This window comes from Gammaproteobacteria bacterium (genome assembly GCA_013816845.1).
In the GTDB taxonomy this organism is placed as follows: Bacteria; Pseudomonadota; Gammaproteobacteria; order DSM-16500; family DSM-16500; genus Aquicella.
The window spans coordinates 331580-350349 of sequence record JACDDU010000003.1 but is presented as its reverse complement, the minus strand read 5'-3'; the positions used below and the strand labels follow the sequence as shown (position 1 = coordinate 350349).

20 protein-coding genes and 1 tRNA gene are annotated in these 18770 nt (G+C 39.8%); 15 read left to right on the top strand and 6 right to left on the bottom strand.

The window, feature by feature from the left end; translation table 11 throughout:
- Window position 1 precedes the first annotated feature (1 nt).
- Window positions 2-1021, bottom strand: a complete 1020-nt coding sequence (gene tsaD / locus H0W64_07570) for a tRNA (adenosine(37)-N6)-threonylcarbamoyltransferase complex transferase subunit TsaD (GenBank protein ID MBA3661569.1) — start codon at window positions 1019-1021, stop codon at window positions 2-4.
- A 200-nt stretch (window positions 1022-1221) separates the two neighbouring features.
- Here tsaD and rpsU point away from each other — a divergent pair, with 200 nt between their 5' ends.
- From rpsU to H0W64_07530, 8 genes are all read left to right on the top strand, one after another.
- Window positions 1222-1473 (top strand): 30S ribosomal protein S21, encoded by a 252-nt coding sequence (rpsU, locus tag H0W64_07565; GenBank protein ID MBA3661568.1) that lies wholly within the window; start codon window positions 1222-1224, stop codon window positions 1471-1473.
- An 18-nt stretch (window positions 1474-1491) separates the two neighbouring features.
- A complete protein-coding gene (locus H0W64_07560) occupies window positions 1492-1938 on the top strand; it encodes a GatB/YqeY domain-containing protein (GenBank protein ID MBA3661567.1) in 447 nt (148 codons plus the stop codon).
- Window positions 1939-2136: 198 nt separating this feature from the next.
- Entirely contained in the window at window positions 2137-3888 is a 1752-nt protein-coding gene (locus tag H0W64_07555) for a DNA primase (protein MBA3661566.1), read from the top strand.
- A gap of 90 nt (window positions 3889-3978) precedes the next feature.
- Window positions 3979-5844, top strand: a complete 1866-nt coding sequence (gene rpoD, locus H0W64_07550) for an RNA polymerase sigma factor RpoD (protein MBA3661565.1) — start codon at window positions 3979-3981, stop codon at window positions 5842-5844.
- Window positions 5845-5940: 96 nt separating this feature from the next.
- A complete protein-coding gene (locus H0W64_07545) occupies window positions 5941-7119 on the top strand; it encodes a DUF2207 domain-containing protein (GenBank protein ID MBA3661564.1) in 1179 nt (392 codons plus the stop codon).
- 71 nt (window positions 7120-7190) lie between these two features.
- A tRNA-Ile gene (locus tag H0W64_07540) sits at window positions 7191-7264 on the top strand.
- 406 nt (window positions 7265-7670) lie between these two features.
- Complete coding sequence (locus H0W64_07535; protein MBA3661563.1) at window positions 7671-7910, top strand: hypothetical protein; 240 nt, start codon at window positions 7671-7673, stop codon at window positions 7908-7910.
- Between the two features lie 59 nt (window positions 7911-7969).
- Window positions 7970-8197 (top strand): hypothetical protein, encoded by a 228-nt coding sequence (locus tag H0W64_07530; GenBank protein ID MBA3661562.1) that lies wholly within the window; start codon window positions 7970-7972, stop codon window positions 8195-8197.
- Window positions 8198-8258: 61 nt separating this feature from the next.
- Here H0W64_07530 and H0W64_07525 read toward each other — a convergent pair whose 3' ends face one another.
- The 4 genes from H0W64_07525 to H0W64_07510 all read right to left on the bottom strand — a co-directional run bounded on the left by H0W64_07525 (window position 8259) and on the right by H0W64_07510 (window position 10780).
- Complete coding sequence (locus H0W64_07525) at window positions 8259-8666, bottom strand: hypothetical protein (GenBank protein ID MBA3661561.1); 408 nt, start codon at window positions 8664-8666, stop codon at window positions 8259-8261.
- A gap of 238 nt (window positions 8667-8904) precedes the next feature.
- Window positions 8905-9207 (bottom strand): HigA family addiction module antidote protein, encoded by a 303-nt coding sequence (locus H0W64_07520; GenBank protein MBA3661560.1) that lies wholly within the window; start codon window positions 9205-9207, stop codon window positions 8905-8907.
- Window positions 9207-9485: a type II toxin-antitoxin system RelE/ParE family toxin gene (locus H0W64_07515; GenBank protein ID MBA3661559.1), complete on the bottom strand. Its 279-nt coding sequence runs from the start codon at window positions 9483-9485 to the stop codon at window positions 9207-9209. Before H0W64_07515 ends, H0W64_07520 begins: the two co-directional genes overlap by 1 nt.
- 38 nt (window positions 9486-9523) lie before the next feature.
- Window positions 9524-10780: an integrase arm-type DNA-binding domain-containing protein gene (locus tag H0W64_07510; protein MBA3661558.1), complete on the bottom strand. Its 1257-nt coding sequence runs from the start codon at window positions 10778-10780 to the stop codon at window positions 9524-9526.
- A gap of 401 nt (window positions 10781-11181) precedes the next feature.
- On the opposite strand from H0W64_07510, the gene crcB reads away from it, so the two are divergent.
- From crcB to H0W64_07480, 6 genes are all read left to right on the top strand, one after another.
- A complete protein-coding gene (crcB, locus tag H0W64_07505) occupies window positions 11182-11559 on the top strand; it encodes a fluoride efflux transporter CrcB (GenBank protein MBA3661557.1) in 378 nt (125 codons plus the stop codon).
- Window positions 11556-11858 carry a DUF190 domain-containing protein gene (locus H0W64_07500; GenBank protein MBA3661556.1) on the top strand — a complete coding sequence of 101 codons (303 nt, stop codon included), beginning with the start codon at window positions 11556-11558 and terminating at the stop codon, window positions 11856-11858. The genes crcB and H0W64_07500 overlap by 4 nt, the downstream gene beginning before the upstream one ends.
- 468 nt (window positions 11859-12326) lie before the next feature.
- On the top strand, window positions 12327-12755 hold the full coding sequence (locus H0W64_07495; protein MBA3661555.1) for a hypothetical protein: 429 nt from the start codon (window positions 12327-12329) through the stop codon (window positions 12753-12755).
- Window positions 12756-12908: 153 nt separating this feature from the next.
- A complete protein-coding gene (locus tag H0W64_07490) occupies window positions 12909-13517 on the top strand; it encodes a hypothetical protein (protein MBA3661554.1) in 609 nt (202 codons plus the stop codon).
- 329 nt (window positions 13518-13846) lie between these two features.
- Window positions 13847-14434, top strand: coding sequence for a hypothetical protein (locus H0W64_07485; GenBank protein MBA3661553.1), 588 nt, complete (start codon window positions 13847-13849; stop codon window positions 14432-14434).
- 204 nt (window positions 14435-14638) lie between these two features.
- A complete protein-coding gene (locus H0W64_07480; protein ID MBA3661552.1) occupies window positions 14639-15040 on the top strand; it encodes a hypothetical protein in 402 nt (133 codons plus the stop codon).
- Window positions 15041-15078: 38 nt separating this feature from the next.
- Here H0W64_07480 and H0W64_07475 read toward each other — a convergent pair whose 3' ends face one another.
- Window positions 15079-16353 carry a glycosyltransferase gene (locus tag H0W64_07475; protein ID MBA3661551.1) on the bottom strand — a complete coding sequence of 425 codons (1275 nt, stop codon included), beginning with the start codon at window positions 16351-16353 and terminating at the stop codon, window positions 15079-15081.
- Between the two features lie 138 nt (window positions 16354-16491).
- Between H0W64_07475 and H0W64_07470 the strand changes: the two genes are divergently transcribed.
- The gene (locus H0W64_07470; protein MBA3661550.1) at window positions 16492-18744 is read left to right on the top strand and encodes a polyprenyl synthetase family protein; all 2253 of its coding nucleotides are present in this window, start codon (window positions 16492-16494) and stop codon (window positions 18742-18744) included.
- Window positions 18745-18770 lie beyond the last annotated feature (26 nt).

Below are 18770 nucleotides of genomic sequence, written 5' to 3'. Positions count from 1 at the left end.
ATTAGGCAAGCGGTGGTTGCAATTGATCCAAAGGCCATCTTGGGTGCACCACAATTTTTAAACTTTCCCGCTCTCCTTGTGCTAAACGTAAATACCCAGCATAAGCAATCATTACGCCATTATCCGTGCAAAAAGCGGGGCGTGGAAAATGAAGATCCACGTGAAGCGCATCGCACATGATGGCTAATTTTTTTCGTAAAGCTTGGTTTGCCCCAACCCCGCCTGCAATAACCAACCGTTTGAGTTGAGTTTGCAAAAGCGCACGTTTGCATTTCCTAGCCAAGGTATCGACTGCTGCGAGTTGAAATGCGCAGGCAACATCTGCCTTGGTTTGCGGATCATCACCTTGTTCTTGCAACGTATTCAGAGCAAAAGTCTTTAATCCACTAAAACTAAAATCCAATCCTGGACGGTTAAGCATCGGGCGAGGAAAAGTAAACCGTTTTGCATCTCCCTGTTTGGCAAGTTCTGCTAAAGCGGCGCCACCTGGATACGGAAGACCCAGTAATTTAGCCGTTTTATCAAAAGCCTCCCCCACTGCATCATCGACCGTCTCGCCAATCGTATGATAACGACCGAGGGCTAACGCATGAATGAGTTCAGTATGCCCACCTGAGACCAATAGCGTTAGAAAAGGAAATGAAGGCGGATTGTTTTCTAATTGTGCCGCTAACAAATGACCTTCTAAATGATGAACGCCCAACGCTGGAATGCCTAAAGCAAAAGCAAGCGATCGGCCAAGTGTCGCCCCAACCAGTAACGCACCAATCAACCCCGGCCCCTTGGTATAGGCAATGGCGTCAATCTGATTGATCTCTAATTGCGCTTGGGCGAGCGTTTCCTGAATTAGAGGTAAGGCTTTCTGCACATGGTCTCGGGAGGCAAGTTCAGGGACTACCCCCCCAAAAGCTTGATGGATTTCAGTCTGGCTGTACAAACAATGAGCGACCAAGCCCGCTTCACTGTGATAAACAGCGATTCCCGTTTCATCGCAAGAGGTTTCAATACCTAAGACATACATAGTGGGTCGGATTCAAAAAGAAGGGTATTTTAGTAGGATTTAGTGTTAAATACACATTGTTTTTACAGGATAAGCCTCAGAAGGCACAAATTTGTGCTATTATTTCATCATATTGCGCATCGAATTCTTTGCTTTTTTTAAAAAGGCTTATTAGAATGCGCATTCTAACGAATAATTTAAAATAGGTAGTGTGTAGAGATATGCCCACAGTCAGAGTAAGAGATAATGAAAATTTTGAACTGAGCTTACGCCGGTTTAAACGTTTATGTGAAAAAGCTGGTATTTTGGCTGATTTACGCCGCCACGAATTTTATGAAAAACCAACTTGGAAGCGTAAACGTAAAAAAGCTGCTGCCGTTAAACGTTATCAGAAGAAAATTCTTCGCGAACATATGGCTATGGAACGAGATCGCCAGCCAATTGGCACGGGTAATAAGAGAGACGCGGCATAAGCCTAAGTTGGATTTTGCATGAGCATTAAGGATAAGATTACGGACGACATGAAAGCAGCCATGCGAGCGCATGAAAAAGAACGCTTGCTAACTATTCGTCTCATCCTTTCTGCTATTAAACAACGCGAAATCGATGACCGCATTGTCCTCTCCGATGATCAAATCCAAGCTATTTTAAACAAACTCATCAAGCAACGTCGTGATTCGATTACTCAGTTTGAAGCGGGTAATCGCCCAGACCTTGCGTCTAAAGAAGCAGCAGAAATTCTTGTCATTCAAACGTATCTGCCTGAGCAGCTTTCTGAAGTAGAGATAGAACAAGCCATCACTACGGCTATTCAAGAAACGAGTGCTTTTTCCGCGAAAGATATGGGCAAAGTCATGGGCTTACTCAAAGCTTCACTTCATGGCCGAGCTGACATGACCGTAGTAAGTTCCAAAGTCAAAGAGCGATTAGCGAGCTAGCGTTTTTGACGGCGCTCGATATTCCTACTTACCTTGGATCACCGAGTATCTAGGCTTTCCTAACCTCCATCATCATCCCAATGTCTTTTTTACCCCTTCTCCTTTACAATAACCCCTCTGTTATTCTGGCAGTCTGAAACCTCGTCTAACGACTAGGGTTAAAGCGCTATTACTTCATACGACACAAATGGGTCAGCTGTGAATATTCCACGTGATTTTATTGATTCATTACTTGCTCGGATTGATTTAGTTGAATTAATCAATGCTCAAATCCCCTTACGTAAAAAATCGAACAATAATTATTTTGCCTGCTGTCCCTTTCATACTGAAAAAAGCGCCTCCTTTTCGGTGAGCCAACCTAAACAATTTTATTATTGCTTTGGCTGCGGTGCCCATGGCAACGCCATCGACTTCCTGATGCAACAGGATCGTTTGAGTTTCCCTGACGCGATTGAAACTTTAGCCCGAACTGCCGGCATGACGGTACCACACGAAAAAGGTACGCAAGAACGAAACGACGCTTTACCGAACTTATACGATATGACCGCAAAAGCCGCCCATTACTATTATGACCAAATGTCAAAATCTGAGCAGGCGATTACTTATTTAAAAAAACGTGGTATTACCGGGACGATTGCTAAAACATTTTCGATTGGATTTGCTGCGAGTGGTTGGCAACATTTATATGATCATCTAGCCAAAGATGAAATGCAGATTAAACACTTGTTACAAACTGGGTTGATCATTAAAAAGAATGAAGGGGGTTATTACGATCGATTTCGGGAACGTATCATTTTTCCCATTCATGATTATCGTGGCCGCGTCATTGGTTTTGGCGGGCGCGTCATTGATCAAGGCGAACCGAAATATTTAAATTCCCCCGAAACACCACTGTTTCAAAAAGGTCATGAATTGTATGGACTCTATCAAGCCTTACAAGCTAACCGCAAACTCGAGCGCATTATTTTGGTGGAAGGCTACCTCGATGTAATTGCACTTTTTCAATACGACATTACTTGCGCAGTTGCAACGCTGGGCACCGCAACCACCGCCCATCATTTAACACGATTAACCCGCTATACTTCAGAAATTATTTTTTCTTTTGACGGTGACCGCGCCGGTCAAAGTGCAGCGCTGCGTGCACTCCACATTGCGCTGCCTTTAATGGATGATCACATCCAAATCAAATTTTTATTTCTACCGAGCAACGAAGACCCGGATTCGCTGGTACGCAAAGAAGGTAAAGAAAAATTTATGGCGCGCGTTGAACAAGCAACGCCTTTATCGCATTTCTTTTTTGATGCATTGAGCACGCAATGTGATATGGAAACCATGGAAGGTAGAGCGCGTTTTGCAACGCTTGCGCTTCAACAAATTAAACTGGTACCCGCTAATCTTTTTAGGAATTTGTTGTTAGAAGGGTTAAGTCGCCGCTCGCGTATTCCTTTGCCGGATTTAATCCATCAGCTAGGCCTGCCTTCTCCAAGTGAAGCTACTTTATCTGCACCTAAACCTACCCTTGCGCTCGCAAAACTTCCCAACCCCATGCGGTTGGTGCTGAGCATGCTGGTGAAACAACCCGATCTTATACAATACTTACCGCAACCTTTTCATCTCGCAGATGTCCCAGGGAAGGTTTTTTTATTAGAATTGGTTGATATTATCCAAAAGAAACCCAATATATCCACAGGCACCCTATTTGAACATTGGCGTGGAAAAGAAGAGGCAGCTCTATTTATGGATTTAGCTAGTATTGAGCAAACTCTTCCTCAAACAGGCTTAAAGCCCGAATTTGAAGGCGCGGTCAACATGCTTCTTTTTTTTGACCAAGAAAATGTAATTAAAGCGCTTTTGGCCAAAGCTGCTAATGAAGGTTTAACCAATGCGGAAAAAATAGCGTTGACCAATAAGATCCAAGATAAGAAGTTATTGATTAATAAGCAAACATGACATTATTGATCATTTGAGAGATAATGTAAGATTCGCCTAAATGTTTTATACTTAAGAATCGCTGCGACCAATCTAAACAGGTTATAAACTATGGATCAAGATCCACAAAAAGAATCGCAAAAATCACGTCTAAAAGATCTCATTACAAAGGGTAAAGAACAAGGTTATTTGACTTATGCTGAGGTCAATGACCATTTACCTGCTGACATTACTGATCCCGAACAAATTGAAGACATTATCGGGATGATTAATGATATGGGGATTCGAGTTTCCGAAGATGCCCCCGAAATGGAGGAGTTACTTCTCGCAGAGAACGAGCCTTCAGAAGACGAAGCTGCCGCTGAAGAAGTTGCAAACGCCCTCGCCGTTGTCGATGGAGAACTCGGTCGAACCACCGATCCTGTTCGTATGTATATGCGTGAAATGGGTCGTGTTGAATTACTATCACGTGAAGGTGAAATTGCCATCGCCAAGCGGATTGAAGAAGGCATCAATCAGATGCTAACGACGCTTGCTTACCAACCGCAAATGATCGCTGAAGTGTTAGGCGATTTTGATCGTGTCGAAAGAGGTGAATTGCGGTTAAGCGATATTATTAGCGGCTATATTGAACCTGATCTTGCCGAAGAAGAAGAAGCCGAAGAAAAAGAAGCAGCACCGCTTGCAACAGCTGCAGCCGCGGAAGAAGAAACCGAAGAAGGCGGAACAGGGGATGCTGAAGCTGATCCGTTTGATGAAGAAGCAGGCTTAGATCCAGAAAAAGCTAAAGAACGCTTCGAAGGTTTACGTCAAATTTATAATGACGCCATCGCTATAGCTAAAAAACATGATCAACAACACAAAAAGTATCTTGCTAAGCGCGAAGAGTTAGCAAAATACTTTATGGACATTAAACTGGCGCCGCGCCAATTCCATAAACTTTCGCGCAAAATGCGTAGCATGCTCGATGAAATTCGTACGCAAGAACGCGCTATTATGGATTTCTGTGTCAATAAAGCAAAGCTTCCACGTAAAACGTTTATCAATGCATTTTTACAAAACGAAACCAATTTAGATTGGATGGTACAAAAACTTAATAAAACTTATTTAGCCGACTTAGAAAAATTCATTCCTGACATCCAGCGGGCTCAGAAAAAATTAGTCACTTTGCAAGAACAAATGCGCATGACTATTGCTGAAATTAAGGAAGTGAACCGTCGTCTTTCGATTGGTGAAGCGAAAGCAAGACGCGCTAAAAAAGAAATGGTTGAAGCCAACCTTCGTCTTGTTATCTCGATTGCCAAGAAATACACGAATCGCGGTTTGCAATTCTTAGACTTGATTCAAGAAGGCAACATTGGCTTGATGAAAGCAGTCGATAAGTTTGAATATCAACGCGGTTACAAGTTTTCAACTTATGCAACATGGTGGATTCGTCAAGCCATTACTCGATCGATTGCTGATCAAGCTCGAACGATTCGTATTCCTGTGCACATGATTGAAACTATCAATAAATTAAATCGTATTTCTCGACAATTGCTACAAGAAACCGGACAAGAACCTACGCCGGAAGAATTAAGTCGTCGGATGATTATCCCGGAAGATAAAATACGTAAAATTTTAAAGATTGCCAAAGAACCGATTTCTATGGAAACACCCATTGGGGATGATGAAGATTCTCATTTAGGTGATTTTATTGAAGACACCAATACTATTTCCCCTATTGATGCCGCAACCAGTTTTGGTTTATCAGAAGCTGTCCAAAAAGTTTTAGGTTCGCTCACTCCACGTGAAGCCAAAGTGTTGCGAATGCGCTTCGGTATTAACATGAATACGGATCACACGTTGGAAGAAGTAGGTAAGCAATTTGATGTTACCCGAGAACGTATCCGTCAAATTGAAGCAAAAGCTTTACGCAAATTGCGACATCCTTCACGTGCTGAACAACTAAGAAGCTTCTTAGAAGATCAAGAATAGTTCGCCGTTTGATAAAAAAGCCCGCCTTTATTGCGGGTTTTTTTTGCGATTCATGCCAATCTTCCCTTAGAAGAAAGATATCCTCATAATAGTAAGATGAGCAAAATAACTTGCCTCCTCACGTTCCTCTGTTCAATTTTTTGTTACACGCATCTTTATGCTTCATCAACAACGTCCAGTGAACAAATTTTAGGATTTTATAGCGCAATTAAACTCAATACTGATGCAACATTGGAAATTACTGAAACCCTATCAGTGTATGGGCATCAAGAAAAATTAGCGCAAGCTATGCGGCGGTATTTATCCAAAGAAATTACGAATGGCCATGGCTTGAAACAAACGGTGAATTACAATATCACCCACGTTTCATTTAATGATAAACCGGCTCACTATGCCATCATTGATCATCCGTATTACATTGAAATTATCGTTGACGAAGCCAAGTTAAATCAGAACCCCGATATATATATTTACAGGTTTAGTTACACTGTCCAAAACGCCATCCGCTACTTCGATCAACACGATGAATTATTTTGGCCGATCACGGGTTATGCATGGTCACTTCCTATTTTAAAAGTTCAAGCTGATATTAGCTTGCCCTCTCCTTTAGCACCTTTGGCTTACGCTGGACATACAGGCGCCATCCATTCAAAACAATCAAACGTGACCGCGCGCATTACACCTGGGCACCTTTCCTTTTCTACGACACATACATTTCTCGAAAAGGAGGGCTTAGCAATCCAATTGAGTTTGCCCAAAGGCGTATTGCAACCACCGAATTATTGGAATCAACTTCGCCATTTTTTTTCACAAAGCCAAGTGATTTTAGTAGCAATCCTCTTTATTTTTTTAATTTATTCAGGTTTGGTCGCGAGAAAAATCCGCCCCCATCCCCCACACTCCATTAACTTATTTTATTTTCCAGCCATCCTTTCTCTTTGTGGCCTGCTTATTGTCATTTTATCAGCAGAAAAAAGTCTCTCTGCCGCCCTTGCCCTTTTCTGGTTAATTTGCTGGGCCGTTGCCTGTGTTTATTTTTTAAAAAGTGCAATATGCGCTATCAAGCTCGCTTGCCAAAAAGTAACAGTGAAGCATGTTGCCCTTGCCTGTTTCGCAACTTTCACCGCCCTCCCTTTTCTACTCGCCTTCACCTTAGGGGCCGCCTATTTCCATCCCTGGTTCCAACCCTACACCCTTCCTCTGCTGAGCCTCTTAGCCCTACTCAATCTCTTTTTATATTTATACCTAGAATCAACCGCCAATCCGCAGATTTAAAACGAGAAAAACTGGAAAGCCACAAAACTTCAAGCTATCATGGCCGCTTGTCGAGTTCCGACAATCCTCACGGGCCTATAGCTCAGTTGGTTAGAGCAGGGGACTCATAATCCCTTGGTCGTAGGTTCGAGTCCTACTGGGCCCATAGTAGAATCAACAAGTTACGAGCCTTTCCTAAAAATCTAAAATTTCTGTGTCGAATATGTGTCGAAGGGATCTTTCCCATTTAGCGGGCACCATTTACGAACAGATTGCGTCAATTCGAAGCCGATCATTTTCAAAGTTCCAAAACCCATAGGCTCTTTGTTGAACCAGTTTCACCTTTTAATGCAAATCCATTGACTCTGCAAATCCTCGACTGAGTATAAGTTGACCAATACTCCCTAGATATGATAATATTCCACGCACTAAAAACTGCATTGAAATGAGACCAACTCAAATGAATTGTTCGAAAATCACTACTAAAATGGATAGAAAGTATTAAAGAATAATTACAGGCAGCATGCTTTTGTTTTATTCTTGACATACAGGACTGTGCTATAATTTAACTTATGAAAAACAAAACCTTGAGCAAAACAAATCCATACCTTAAAGACCCTGCTAAACGAAAAAAGCTGGTTGCTCGTTCTACACGTACCTCTTCTGCAGTCGAAGGGGTTGAACTAAAACTTAAACAATCGTCTGTCACCATTAATCAAAGAAAACCAAAGAAAATCTATAAGAATATCAAACCGACTGATCGAGCGCGTCTTAAAAATCTCAGCCATTGGTTCGTGTTGCAGTTAACATAAAAGTGATTTCATTAATCAATAAACGTATGAAGGGATTTTCAGCTATAAATATTTGGCGTATGAAACAGTTTTTTGAAGGGTTATTATCAGCACGAAAAACTGTCAACACGGCTGACAGAAATGTTATGGACAAATCATCCCATGTATTGTCTAAAACTAAGACCATCCAAAAAAAGAAATATTTCTTACTTTTAGCATCAAAACATCGCTATCCTGAGCGTGATTTCACCAGGCTAATTGATACAAGCGCTTTTGAGCGAACAATGCTAGCAGATAAAAACTGTTAACAGTCCTAGCAGAATCACCTGCCAGCAAAAGAAAATTCAAAGATAGCTATGTGTTTGAATTTTAATTATCGGCTTCATAATGACAAGAAGCATAGGATTTTTCATTTCGGGGATCGAATAATCCAATTCGATTCTTAGAATCTACATGATATTGTGATTGATTGGTTGCACCTTTGTTGGTAAATGTCATTTTGCGACCAGTAAAATTATTTGGCGTTTGAATAATTTTTTTACCGTCTGAGAAAAAGAACCCGCCCCTTTGTAAACCTCTAAAAGTACAAACTACTTTTTTATTAAGGGTTAGATCGTACTCAAATAGCAACCCTAAATGAGAATTGCTCCACCCACTATGATTAATTTGTTCATTTTGAAATGGAAGAGTAACATCTTTTGGTGGATCAAGAGGTGCGGCTAAAACAAAATTTGACAATAGTGATGCTAATAAGCCAGAGAAATAGGTTATTTTCATATTCTAATTCCATGTTAAATTAAGTGCAGCATTTATAGCATACCGGAGGTTGCTAAGGTAGTGTTCCAAGCACCCTCGGTAATAACATTGAGCGTACAGAAGCGTTTGCCGCAATTTAATGTGTCATGTATAAAATCTAATTACCAACTATGGGTAACTATTTGCAATACTATCAAAGGTCGATAAAGCCCCAGTGTTTAATTAGCTTGTTGAAGTCTTTATTCAAAATGAATATTATCTATGCAACCTTTTTTATCTGCTCATATACCCGCGCATTCTTCCGCTCTAGCTCCCAAACATCCAAGGCTTGCTGCATGTTAAGCCAGCTTTCAGGTGTCGTCCCTAGGAAATGAGCAAGTCTAATTGCCATATCTGGGGTCAATGGACGATGTTCATGAAGGATTTGAGACACTGTGCGCCTGGATACACCCAAGCGATCCGCTAACTCTCCTTGGGATATATTTAGTGATGGCAGCACATCTTCACGCAAGATTGCGCCAGGATGTGTAGGTTTACGTTTTTTTGATCTTAATGAGCTCATTAATGATAATCCTCATAATTAACATCTTTGGCATCGCCATTTTCAAAACGAAAAGTTATTTTCCAGTTCGCTCGTACTGCTACGCTCCAGGTACCTTTACGAACACCTTTTAATTCGTGCAAATTCCATCCTGGAATGTCCATATCTTTAATGCCATGTGCAGCATCAAGACGATCTAAAATACGATCTATTTTTGTTAAATCTCGATGATCTAATAACTTCTTAATATTTTTGGTAAAGTATTGCTCTAATGCTTTATGTTTAAAACTTTTTATCATTACAGCTCCTTATATTGTAACCCGTGAGGTTACAGTTTTCAAGCAGGCTTTTTTAAAGACTTTAAATCGAAGATTTCACCCTGAGGCTTAGCATCCATGAGGCTCAACAAATGATCTGTAATCTGCTGCATTGGTTTTCGCAATCGTTCTACATCCATAATGATGTATCCTGCTGTAACATCGTGGTTCATTTTGTGGTTTAGCAAGCGTTTCAAAGCATATGCTGGAATATCCAAACTTTCAGCAATTGTTATAAAAGTACGTCGTAAATCATGTAACGTGAATGTAACACCTGATTGCTTGATAATTTTATTCATGACTTTACGCGGTTCGACGTTGTAACCGGTTTTTCCGTTACCAGGAAATACATAATTTGTGTCAGACACTAATCGCCGAGCTAACAACAGCTCATATAGAAAGTTTGATAATGGTAGAACATGTGTTAGATGGTTTTTAGTATTAGGAATAGTAAGAGTCTTTGCCGTTAAATCAATTTGATCCCATGTTATACGTGCAGCCTCTTCTCTACGTAGCCCTGTAAATAGAATCAATAAAAAATAATCACGCAATAATTCAGCTTTACCTGTACTTCTTTCGTCTTCAACTTCCATCACTGCTTTATACCATGCTGGTAATTCATGAGGCTTAATAACGGTTTGTTTACGTTCAATTCGATACCAAGCGCGCGTATGTGATAATCTCTTTACAGGATTCTCCAAAAAAAGTGATTTGCCATTAGCATCTTCATATTCACCTGCAGCAAAATTAAAAATAGCCCGCAAGAAACGCATCGATAAATTCGCTCTGGCCTTACTTTTCTCGCCGATTTGCGTATGTCGCTTTGCGACCATATCTTTGGTGATATTCATTAACGGTTTGCTGGCCCAATCTGAAAATGATTGTTTCATCACCCGTTGATAATCAAATATAGTTACCGAACTAAGTTCTTTTCGAACATTCAGATAAGCAGCAAAGACGTCTTTAAGTGTGGTAGCTTTTGCCCTGTGTTCTTTGCGTTCGCCAACTGGATCAATGCCCGTTGCAATTTTTCCCAATAATTTTTGGGCTTCTTTACGTGCCTGCTCTACCGTTAACTCTGGATAACGACCAATGGTGATACGTCGCAATTTTCGACTTACTGATTTTTCAACAAAGAAAGCTTTTGAACCACCAGAAGTGGCACGAACACCAAATCCTTTAAGCACAGTATCGTAGTAACGCTTTTGAACAGTTTTATTTTTAATTTCTGCTATTGGAATGGGGATTTTATCAACGAATAATTTCGTTATTTTCATGCTGACTTTTTCCGTGTCGAATATGTGTCGAATATGTGTCGAAGAAATAATTAAAATGCACTCTAAGAACGTAGAACGCATTATAAGAATAATACAGCTTAAAACAAGTGAATTTTTAAAAATTAATATTGTGTCGAAGTGATTAAAAGTGTATAAAAGCGCATTAGAAGCAACTCATAATCCCTTGGTCGTAGGTTCGAGTCCTACTGGGCCCATAGTAGAATCAAACCTTACGGGGTCTACGAACCCTCTTCCGATTCGCCATCAATGATGGTGTAACCGATCTGTAACTCGATTTAATCAATCTGTATCGTTTAACCACCTGTCAAAACCACGTTACAATTCAGGCAGTGTTAATCACGTATGTAAAATCAGATTACAGTGTTGCAAGGAGGCATCGAGTGTTAGATACGCTTTTGATTTTTGTGGGCGCAGGCTGTGGTGGTGTTTTTCGTTACTGGATATCTAACATTTCCTACCTGTTTCTAGGTCGTCAATTCCCGTATGGCACGCTCATCGTCAATGTAAGCGGGTGCTTTTTGATGGGAATTCTATTTGTTCTATTAATTGAAAGATTAAATGGGGTTGGACCACAGCTACGTTCATTACTGCTAATAGGGCTTTTAGGTGGCTACACCACCTTCTCTTCTTTTTCTATCGAAACACTCAATCTTTTTGAAAATGGTGCGCCCCTAGCGGGAGTTGCAAATATCTTACTCAGCGTCACTCTGTGTCTTGCTGCAACTTGGCTCGGCGTTATTGGAGGAAGGCAATTATGAAAACCGTAGATGTAATCTTCGTTAAAATTTATATAACCGAATCATCCCATACGTTAAACACAATTGTGAGTTATCTTAAAAATGAAGCCAAAATTCGGGGTATAAGCGTATTTCGAGCCATTAGTGGCTTTGGTGATACGGGGAATCATACTGCCTCCCTAGTCGACCTCTCGCTAGATTTACCTCTTTCCATCGAGTTTTTTGATAGCAAGGATAAAGTAGAGCCAGCCTTAGAACACTTAAGCAGCTCCATTAAGCATGAACATATCGTTTTTTGGGAAGCCAAAGCCAATGATTGAAGCGACATCAAGAAGCCTCAAGGAAGTTAAACGATATTGATAAAAAAAAATCTCTTATTCAAAATCCAGAAAATACTCGCTGCCACGTTGTACTACTGGGGGTAGGAGAACAGAGCTGCTTTTCCATGGTGAAGCAACCAGCGAACATTTCCATGCAGGAAAATACTGAATTTATATTTATCGAATCAATTTTAATGCGCTAAATCATTGAAAATGGACATTAGTTCAATCATTTGAACAAACAGGCTCCATTATTACCTCCGACAATCCGGTTATATTAACTTGGAATAACCCAGATTCAGTTCCTGCTTTCTACCCATACAGCCCTGGACATGCAATGCCGAATGCAACAGTCTACTTTTTATTATCGCAACATTAGCTTCAATGGGTACATTTGATAGTAACGATAACAAAGTAAATGCGTTAATATTCCGTGGGCAAGTTATCTCAATATAGAAAGGAGTTTTTATGAATAAATTACAACAAATCTTGGCTGTTTCATTAATCATTACTGGCACAAATTCATTTGCAGGTATTTCAGAAAGAGCGGCTCCCTGCCCCCCTATCTCAACGATTACAGCCGTCAAGTTTATATCTGCTAAAACATACATTGCTGGTCAATGGGAGCTTTTATCAAATTCTTTCAATCACAAAAATCAAGATTGGAACGTGATATTCGGGGTAAAAATGCCTGACGTAAAATCATCCGAAGATGCACTCGAGAAAGGTCAGGTCTATTATTCCTCTAAAGTTTCATTGACTCAGCCGCGAACATATTTTTCTAACGGTTCAACGTTTTGTGTATACGTTAATAAGCCTCGGGGTGATTATTCAGTGATCGCAATTAACCCACCAATTAAAAGAGATGAGACTACAGCCGCAAGATGGGTTAACTAATAATTTATCATGCAAACATTTTTTAGGTTAATCTGTCTTAGATAAGCTCCATACTATGCCGAGTGGATGATAAATCACCCTGTTGCCATCTAGGAACATCAGTTGAAATGTATTCCACTCGGTTTACCTGCATTTTTCGCAAGGAACATCCTCATGAAACTTGAAGAATTAGTAGAAAATATCAATACCTTATTAGAAATCGATACACAAATAAACGAAAAAAATAAGGCGCTGTTATTTAATTTTAGTTCTGAAAAAAATGGTGAACGTGCCGAAATTCTAGAGATTAGAAACGCATTATGTGCGCTCCGCGATAAGTTGTTATTAGCGCAAAAGGTTAATGAAAATGACGTTAATGATTTAATTGAAATATTTCAACTACACAATATTTTAAATATAAATGACAGAGATGATAAAAATAATAGTTTAAAAATTTTAACTTTGATGAGCGAAGAAGTACGTCAGTGTGTATGTTTTGTTTTAAAAGCAAAATTATCTGTAGAATCATGTGCAGCGTTAACCACGACCTTTGAAAATGCCGCCAACATACAAAAATTAATGCTTGAGCAAAGATATGACTTTCAATTATCACTTGCTTACCAAAAACCCTCATTTACAATTGGAGAAGCGTCCCCCTCCCTCACGGTACAAAGTGATGAAGACAACGTTAGTCTGGCAAATCCTTTTACCCTATTTAGTAACACGCTTAATCAAGCTTATGAAAGTGTAAAATCTTTCATAACTTTTCGACCGGGTAATTAATATGGCGAAAGGACTTATACCTGTTTAATTTAGTCCCTTACATCTTTCCAACCTGTGCGCATGAGCCTTATAGTCTTGTAGCGAAGCAATTGCCCGTAGGTAGAACTTATTTTTATATTAATGTCACGTGATCGTAATGAATAGTTAGATGGGTAAGGTCCCGGGTTACGCTGCGCTACACCCCGGAAACTCTTTCCTTCTACCTAAAATTAAATGATGTTGACCTTGGCTCAAACTCTTGTACCGCTTTACACCTAAGCCCTTTCCACGATACTTTACTTGAATCTTATTTTTACTTTATCTTCAAATTTTAAAACGAGAGATTTGCTATGCCTCACAAAGCGCCGCATTTTACGCCTAATCAAATGGCAGACTTAAATGAAGCAAAAAATATATTTAAGTTAGGTTTAAAAGAACGAGCTGTTGACCCATCTAGTTTTGACGCCATACTGGCTTGTTTAAATAAATTTAAAGAAGCAAAACATTTGATGCTAAAAACAATGCAACCTAATAAAGATATTGTATTGAAGGAAGAGAAGCATCTTGCTCTTTCCGCTCCGATGTTCTTTAGGAAGAGATGCTTAATTAAGTCAATACACAACCAAAAGTTACTTTATCGCGCCCAAGATTCCTTTGTATTTACTGATGATGATACAACCACCCTGTGTAAGGAGATTTACTTTAAAGAACCCAAAATAAATAATGTAACTTATGATGTAACGCAAAAAATTATCAATAATAAATTCTACAAACCTAAGTCAACAACATTAACCGAAGTTTATTCAATTTTTTTTGCTGATCACTCAACCCTCGTTTTTCATTCGCAAAATCCTGACGAGTTAACAAATATTAGGAAAGAATTTAACAAAAAGATGGAAGAGCTAACTATCAAGCCGCAAACAAATCTACGTCAATAACTGTCTTTAAAAAATGGAAGTAGCTATAATAGCTCTCAGTTTGTGATCTAGCGTATTTTACTGAAAAGCAATCAAGCAAAAAAAGTGAATTGAATCTTTTAACAGTATTTGGTTTGGTTTACCCGTTATCAATGTTGTGCATTAAATAGAAAATCAATTAAGAAAGATATAGAGGTTCGTATCTTTCTATAATAGAGAATTATCATGAAATCACGATTTATAGAGAGAGTTTGCTTAGTTCTATTATTTGGGGCATTAACGCCACTTGCTTATGCCGGAATAGTCGATAAAAAAATACCATGTCCATCAATTAACACGATTCAACAAGCAGCTCCAAAAATTAATGTGGCGCAAAAAGATCCGGATGAACCACCTTACTATGTATCTGGTTCTAAGAACCCTGTTTTTTATGAAAGCGATATGGCTTGGTGGGTAAGTGCTAGTCAAATTTCTGCGAATTCAAATGAGGAAGCCCTTGCCTTAGGAAAAGAAATGATCCAAAAAGTCAGCATACAATTAAAACCCTATGCGCTTGATTTCGGTGGACACTTTCTTTGTGAATATCGCAATGGTGACGTGTTGGCAGTTGGCAAAAGAATTAAGTAAGTATCGAACCCAGGTAACAACTTCGTGTGTAACCCGGGCTACTCTGCCTTACTGGCTAGTGATTCGAAGTATTGGCAGGTTGCGTTGAGGGCTGAGATGAAATCTATGGGGTATTTTTGATCACTTACTTGTTGCGTATGATTTAACAAAAATTTAATTTTAGCTACAACTTGGGCTTGCTGATAATGGTTTGGTAATAAGGTCGTACTGCAACCCAATTTTTCCAGGCGATAAGCATTATCGAATTGATCCGCAGTCGATGGGACAATGAGCTGGGGGACGTGATGGGCGATGGCTTGCGCTAACGTTCCTATGCCGCCGTGATGGATAAGCGCGGATATTTTCGGCAGTAATAAATCGAAAGGGGCATAATCAACATGCAAAATAGTTTGCGGAAGGGTCCTTGGAAGTTGTTCTGGATAAGGAGTTAGTAATAATGCTCGCTCGCCCAATTCCGCAGCGACGCGAATTGAGGTTGAAAAAAAATCATTGCCCTTTGTCATGTAAGTACCACAGGTAAAAACAAGTGGAGGTTTGCCTGCTTCTAAAAATCCTAAAAGCGTTGCAGAGAGTGGCTCAGTTTTACCACTATAGTTAATGAATCCCGTTAACTTAATTTGAGCTGGCCAATCCGCAGGGATGGGCGCGAACCATTCTGGAAATAAACCAATCATCAGTTCCGGTGAAGGCAGCCACATTTGATAGATATGCTTAATCTTCGGCAAACTGAGTTCTTGTCGAAATTGATTGAGGGGAGAATTTAACTGGCTATTAATAAAATACAAAATCATTGATTGAATCTTTTTTTTCGCACCCACCGGGAGCTTGTAAAACCATTCAGGCAACATTGCTAAGCGAGCGGGTTCAATTGCACTAAAGAGGGTCGAAGGTTGCAAACAAATATTTGCCATGCGAAACCCGAGCTTTTCTTGAGCAAGGCGTGCACCCACCACTAAAGGATATTGCGCACCGATTACGGTCGTTTGTGGGTCAAAATGCGTGCTGAGCAAGCGATAAACTTCGCGCATGGGTTCAATGACCATCGTGCCAAATAATTTGATGATACGAACCGGATGGGCGGTGTCAGGGTGACGGATAAGTTTTTGATAAGTAACGCTTGAACTACAGGATAAAAAATTCAAACCTACTTCTATCGCTAAATCCGCATAATGCTCGTAACTCATAATCGTTACTTGATGGCCCCGTTGCTTCAAGGCCAAGCCCAACCCAATAAATGGGTTGATATCCCCGCGAGATCCTAAAGTGATTAAAACAACGTCCATACAATTAATGTAGCTGAGGCCGATGGGCATTGCTACAGGAGCGTTCGAAAGTTATCTTTTTAACATATTATGTACGTTTATTATACTATATCTGGCCAATCTTAAGCTAGATCGAAGCGCGATGGGTTATCATATTAAGATTAGGGCGTTAATTCATTTAGGTATCTCATGGAACAGTTTGTCCCCCAGGACGACGAGATTGACCTAACTTTGCTTGATGTGCCTCATGGTACTTCTGGCTTAGAATGGTGGCATTTAAACTGCCATCTTCAACTTGAGAATAATAAAAATATATCTATTTTTGCTACCTTCCAACGTATTCTATATCGCAAAGATGTTGAACCAAATAAGTCGCAATACGCCTATTTTCTTTCCTGGGCCCTCACCGATGTTACCGCCAAAAAGTATTATCAACTTTCAAGAGTCGATCAAGCTACCTCCGAAATTTCCCTTGCGCAGCTACAAGAAGTTGCCGATCCTAATTTTCGAAAAGCATTAGCTGAAATATTTCAGCAAGGAAACGTTTTGCTACCGGACTGCATGTTCACAACTGAAGTAAAGGTGGCGAAAGATACGCTTGAACTAAACTTTGAAAACTGTACTTTACGTAAATCAAAGCAGGGTTATTATGAATTAAAATTAATGAATGTCGATGAAGATATCGAGTGTCATCTTTTATTTTCACCGCAGAAAAAAGCACTATGCAAAGGGGAAAATGGCGAAATATTAGGTGCGCATGGCGAAGAAATGTTTAGCTATTTTATTCCCTTTAATGCTGTGCAAGGAAAGGTAAGAATTGGTAAAAACAAAAATGAAGTCATTGCGCAAGGTCAGGGATGGTATGAGCGGGCATATAGTGTTGTTCATCAAACAAAATCTACCCTAGACTTACCCACTAAGTTAGGCGAGCAATGGGTTTCAATCCAGTTAAGTAATGGATGTGAAATTTCTGCTGCCTATGTCAATGACCCAAATAGTCGCGATAAAAAAAGCAAATGGCTGATAGCCAGCGATGTAACGGGTGGAGTTAGCAGCACCCATCATTTTGAATTCACGGAAAACTTAGGTCGTCATAATCATTGGAAAAGTAAGTGCACTTTTACAACTTACCCGATCAGTTGGTGCTTAAAAGCCCCTGGAATTAATTTAGAATTAGAAATTAATGCCCAACTTGATGCACAAGAATTTGAAACTTTTACTTTTTTTGCACCTGGTTTTTGGGAAGGATCATGCGTCGTGTCAGGCTTATATCATGGGGAAAAAGTCACTGGACTTGCTTATTTAAGACGAACCGGATTTGATAAACTAATTAAGATCGAAGATTTTTTTACCGCAGTCAGTGATGAAGTTTTGCTTCACACGCATAAATTGTTGCCTTTAAAAATTACTGCGAACGAATTACAACAACTCGCAGAAATTAAAGGTTGTAGTGAAGAAATAATGGGTGTTGATCTTACCATTATTGAACAATCCATCATTCGACCCATTCGCGAAATTATAGATCGGCAAGGAAAAGCCTGGCGCTCATATTTTTTATTAGCGTGTTGTAGTGCGGTAGGGGGCGATTTTAAACCTTATTTACCCTTGCTTGCATTACCTGAATTGTTACATGTTGGTTCATTGATTATTGATGATATTGAGGATCAATCTGAATTACGGCGCGGCGGACCCACGTGTCATAAAATTTATGGCACGCCAACTGCCATTAATGCTGGCTCCATCGCTTACTTTATTCCTCAGTTGCTCTATGAACATTACCGATATTTACCTTATGAAACGCAATGCCATTTATACGAATTATATTTTCAAGCAGTACGTACAGCTCACATTGGTCAGGCATTGGATATCGCGGATTGCGAAAAATTAATTCATGACATCCTTATGGGCACCGAGGCTCCAGCAAAACTTGAGTCACGTGTCCTTGCTATCCATCGGATGAAAGCTGGTTTAGTGGCGGAAGGTTTAGCGCGGATGGGTGCGATTTTAGGTAAAGGCTCCGAAGAACAAATTAATAAGATTGGTGAATATGCAGAAGCTGTGGGTGTCGCTTTTCAAATAATTGATGATGTTATTAATATAGAATTATTAGAAAAAGGTAAAAAGAAATTAAAAGTCCACGGTGAAGATATTTCGCAGGGAAAAATAACTTATCCAGTAGCTCGAGCTCATGCGTTGTTACCTTTAGACGAATATTGTGCTCTATTATCTCGGATCCATGCCAAACCTAATAATGTGCAAGAAATTCATGAGATTATTCTCATCTTACAAAATTGTGGTGCGATTGAAGCGAGTCGAGCGCAAGCAGAGAAAATGATCAACAAATCCTGGAATGACTTATCACCCCTGTTACTTAATGGCCATGCTAAATTAATGTTACGAGTGTTCGGTTTATATGTCATCGAACGACATTATTATTACTAATTGGTAATATAAATATAGTAAGGCAA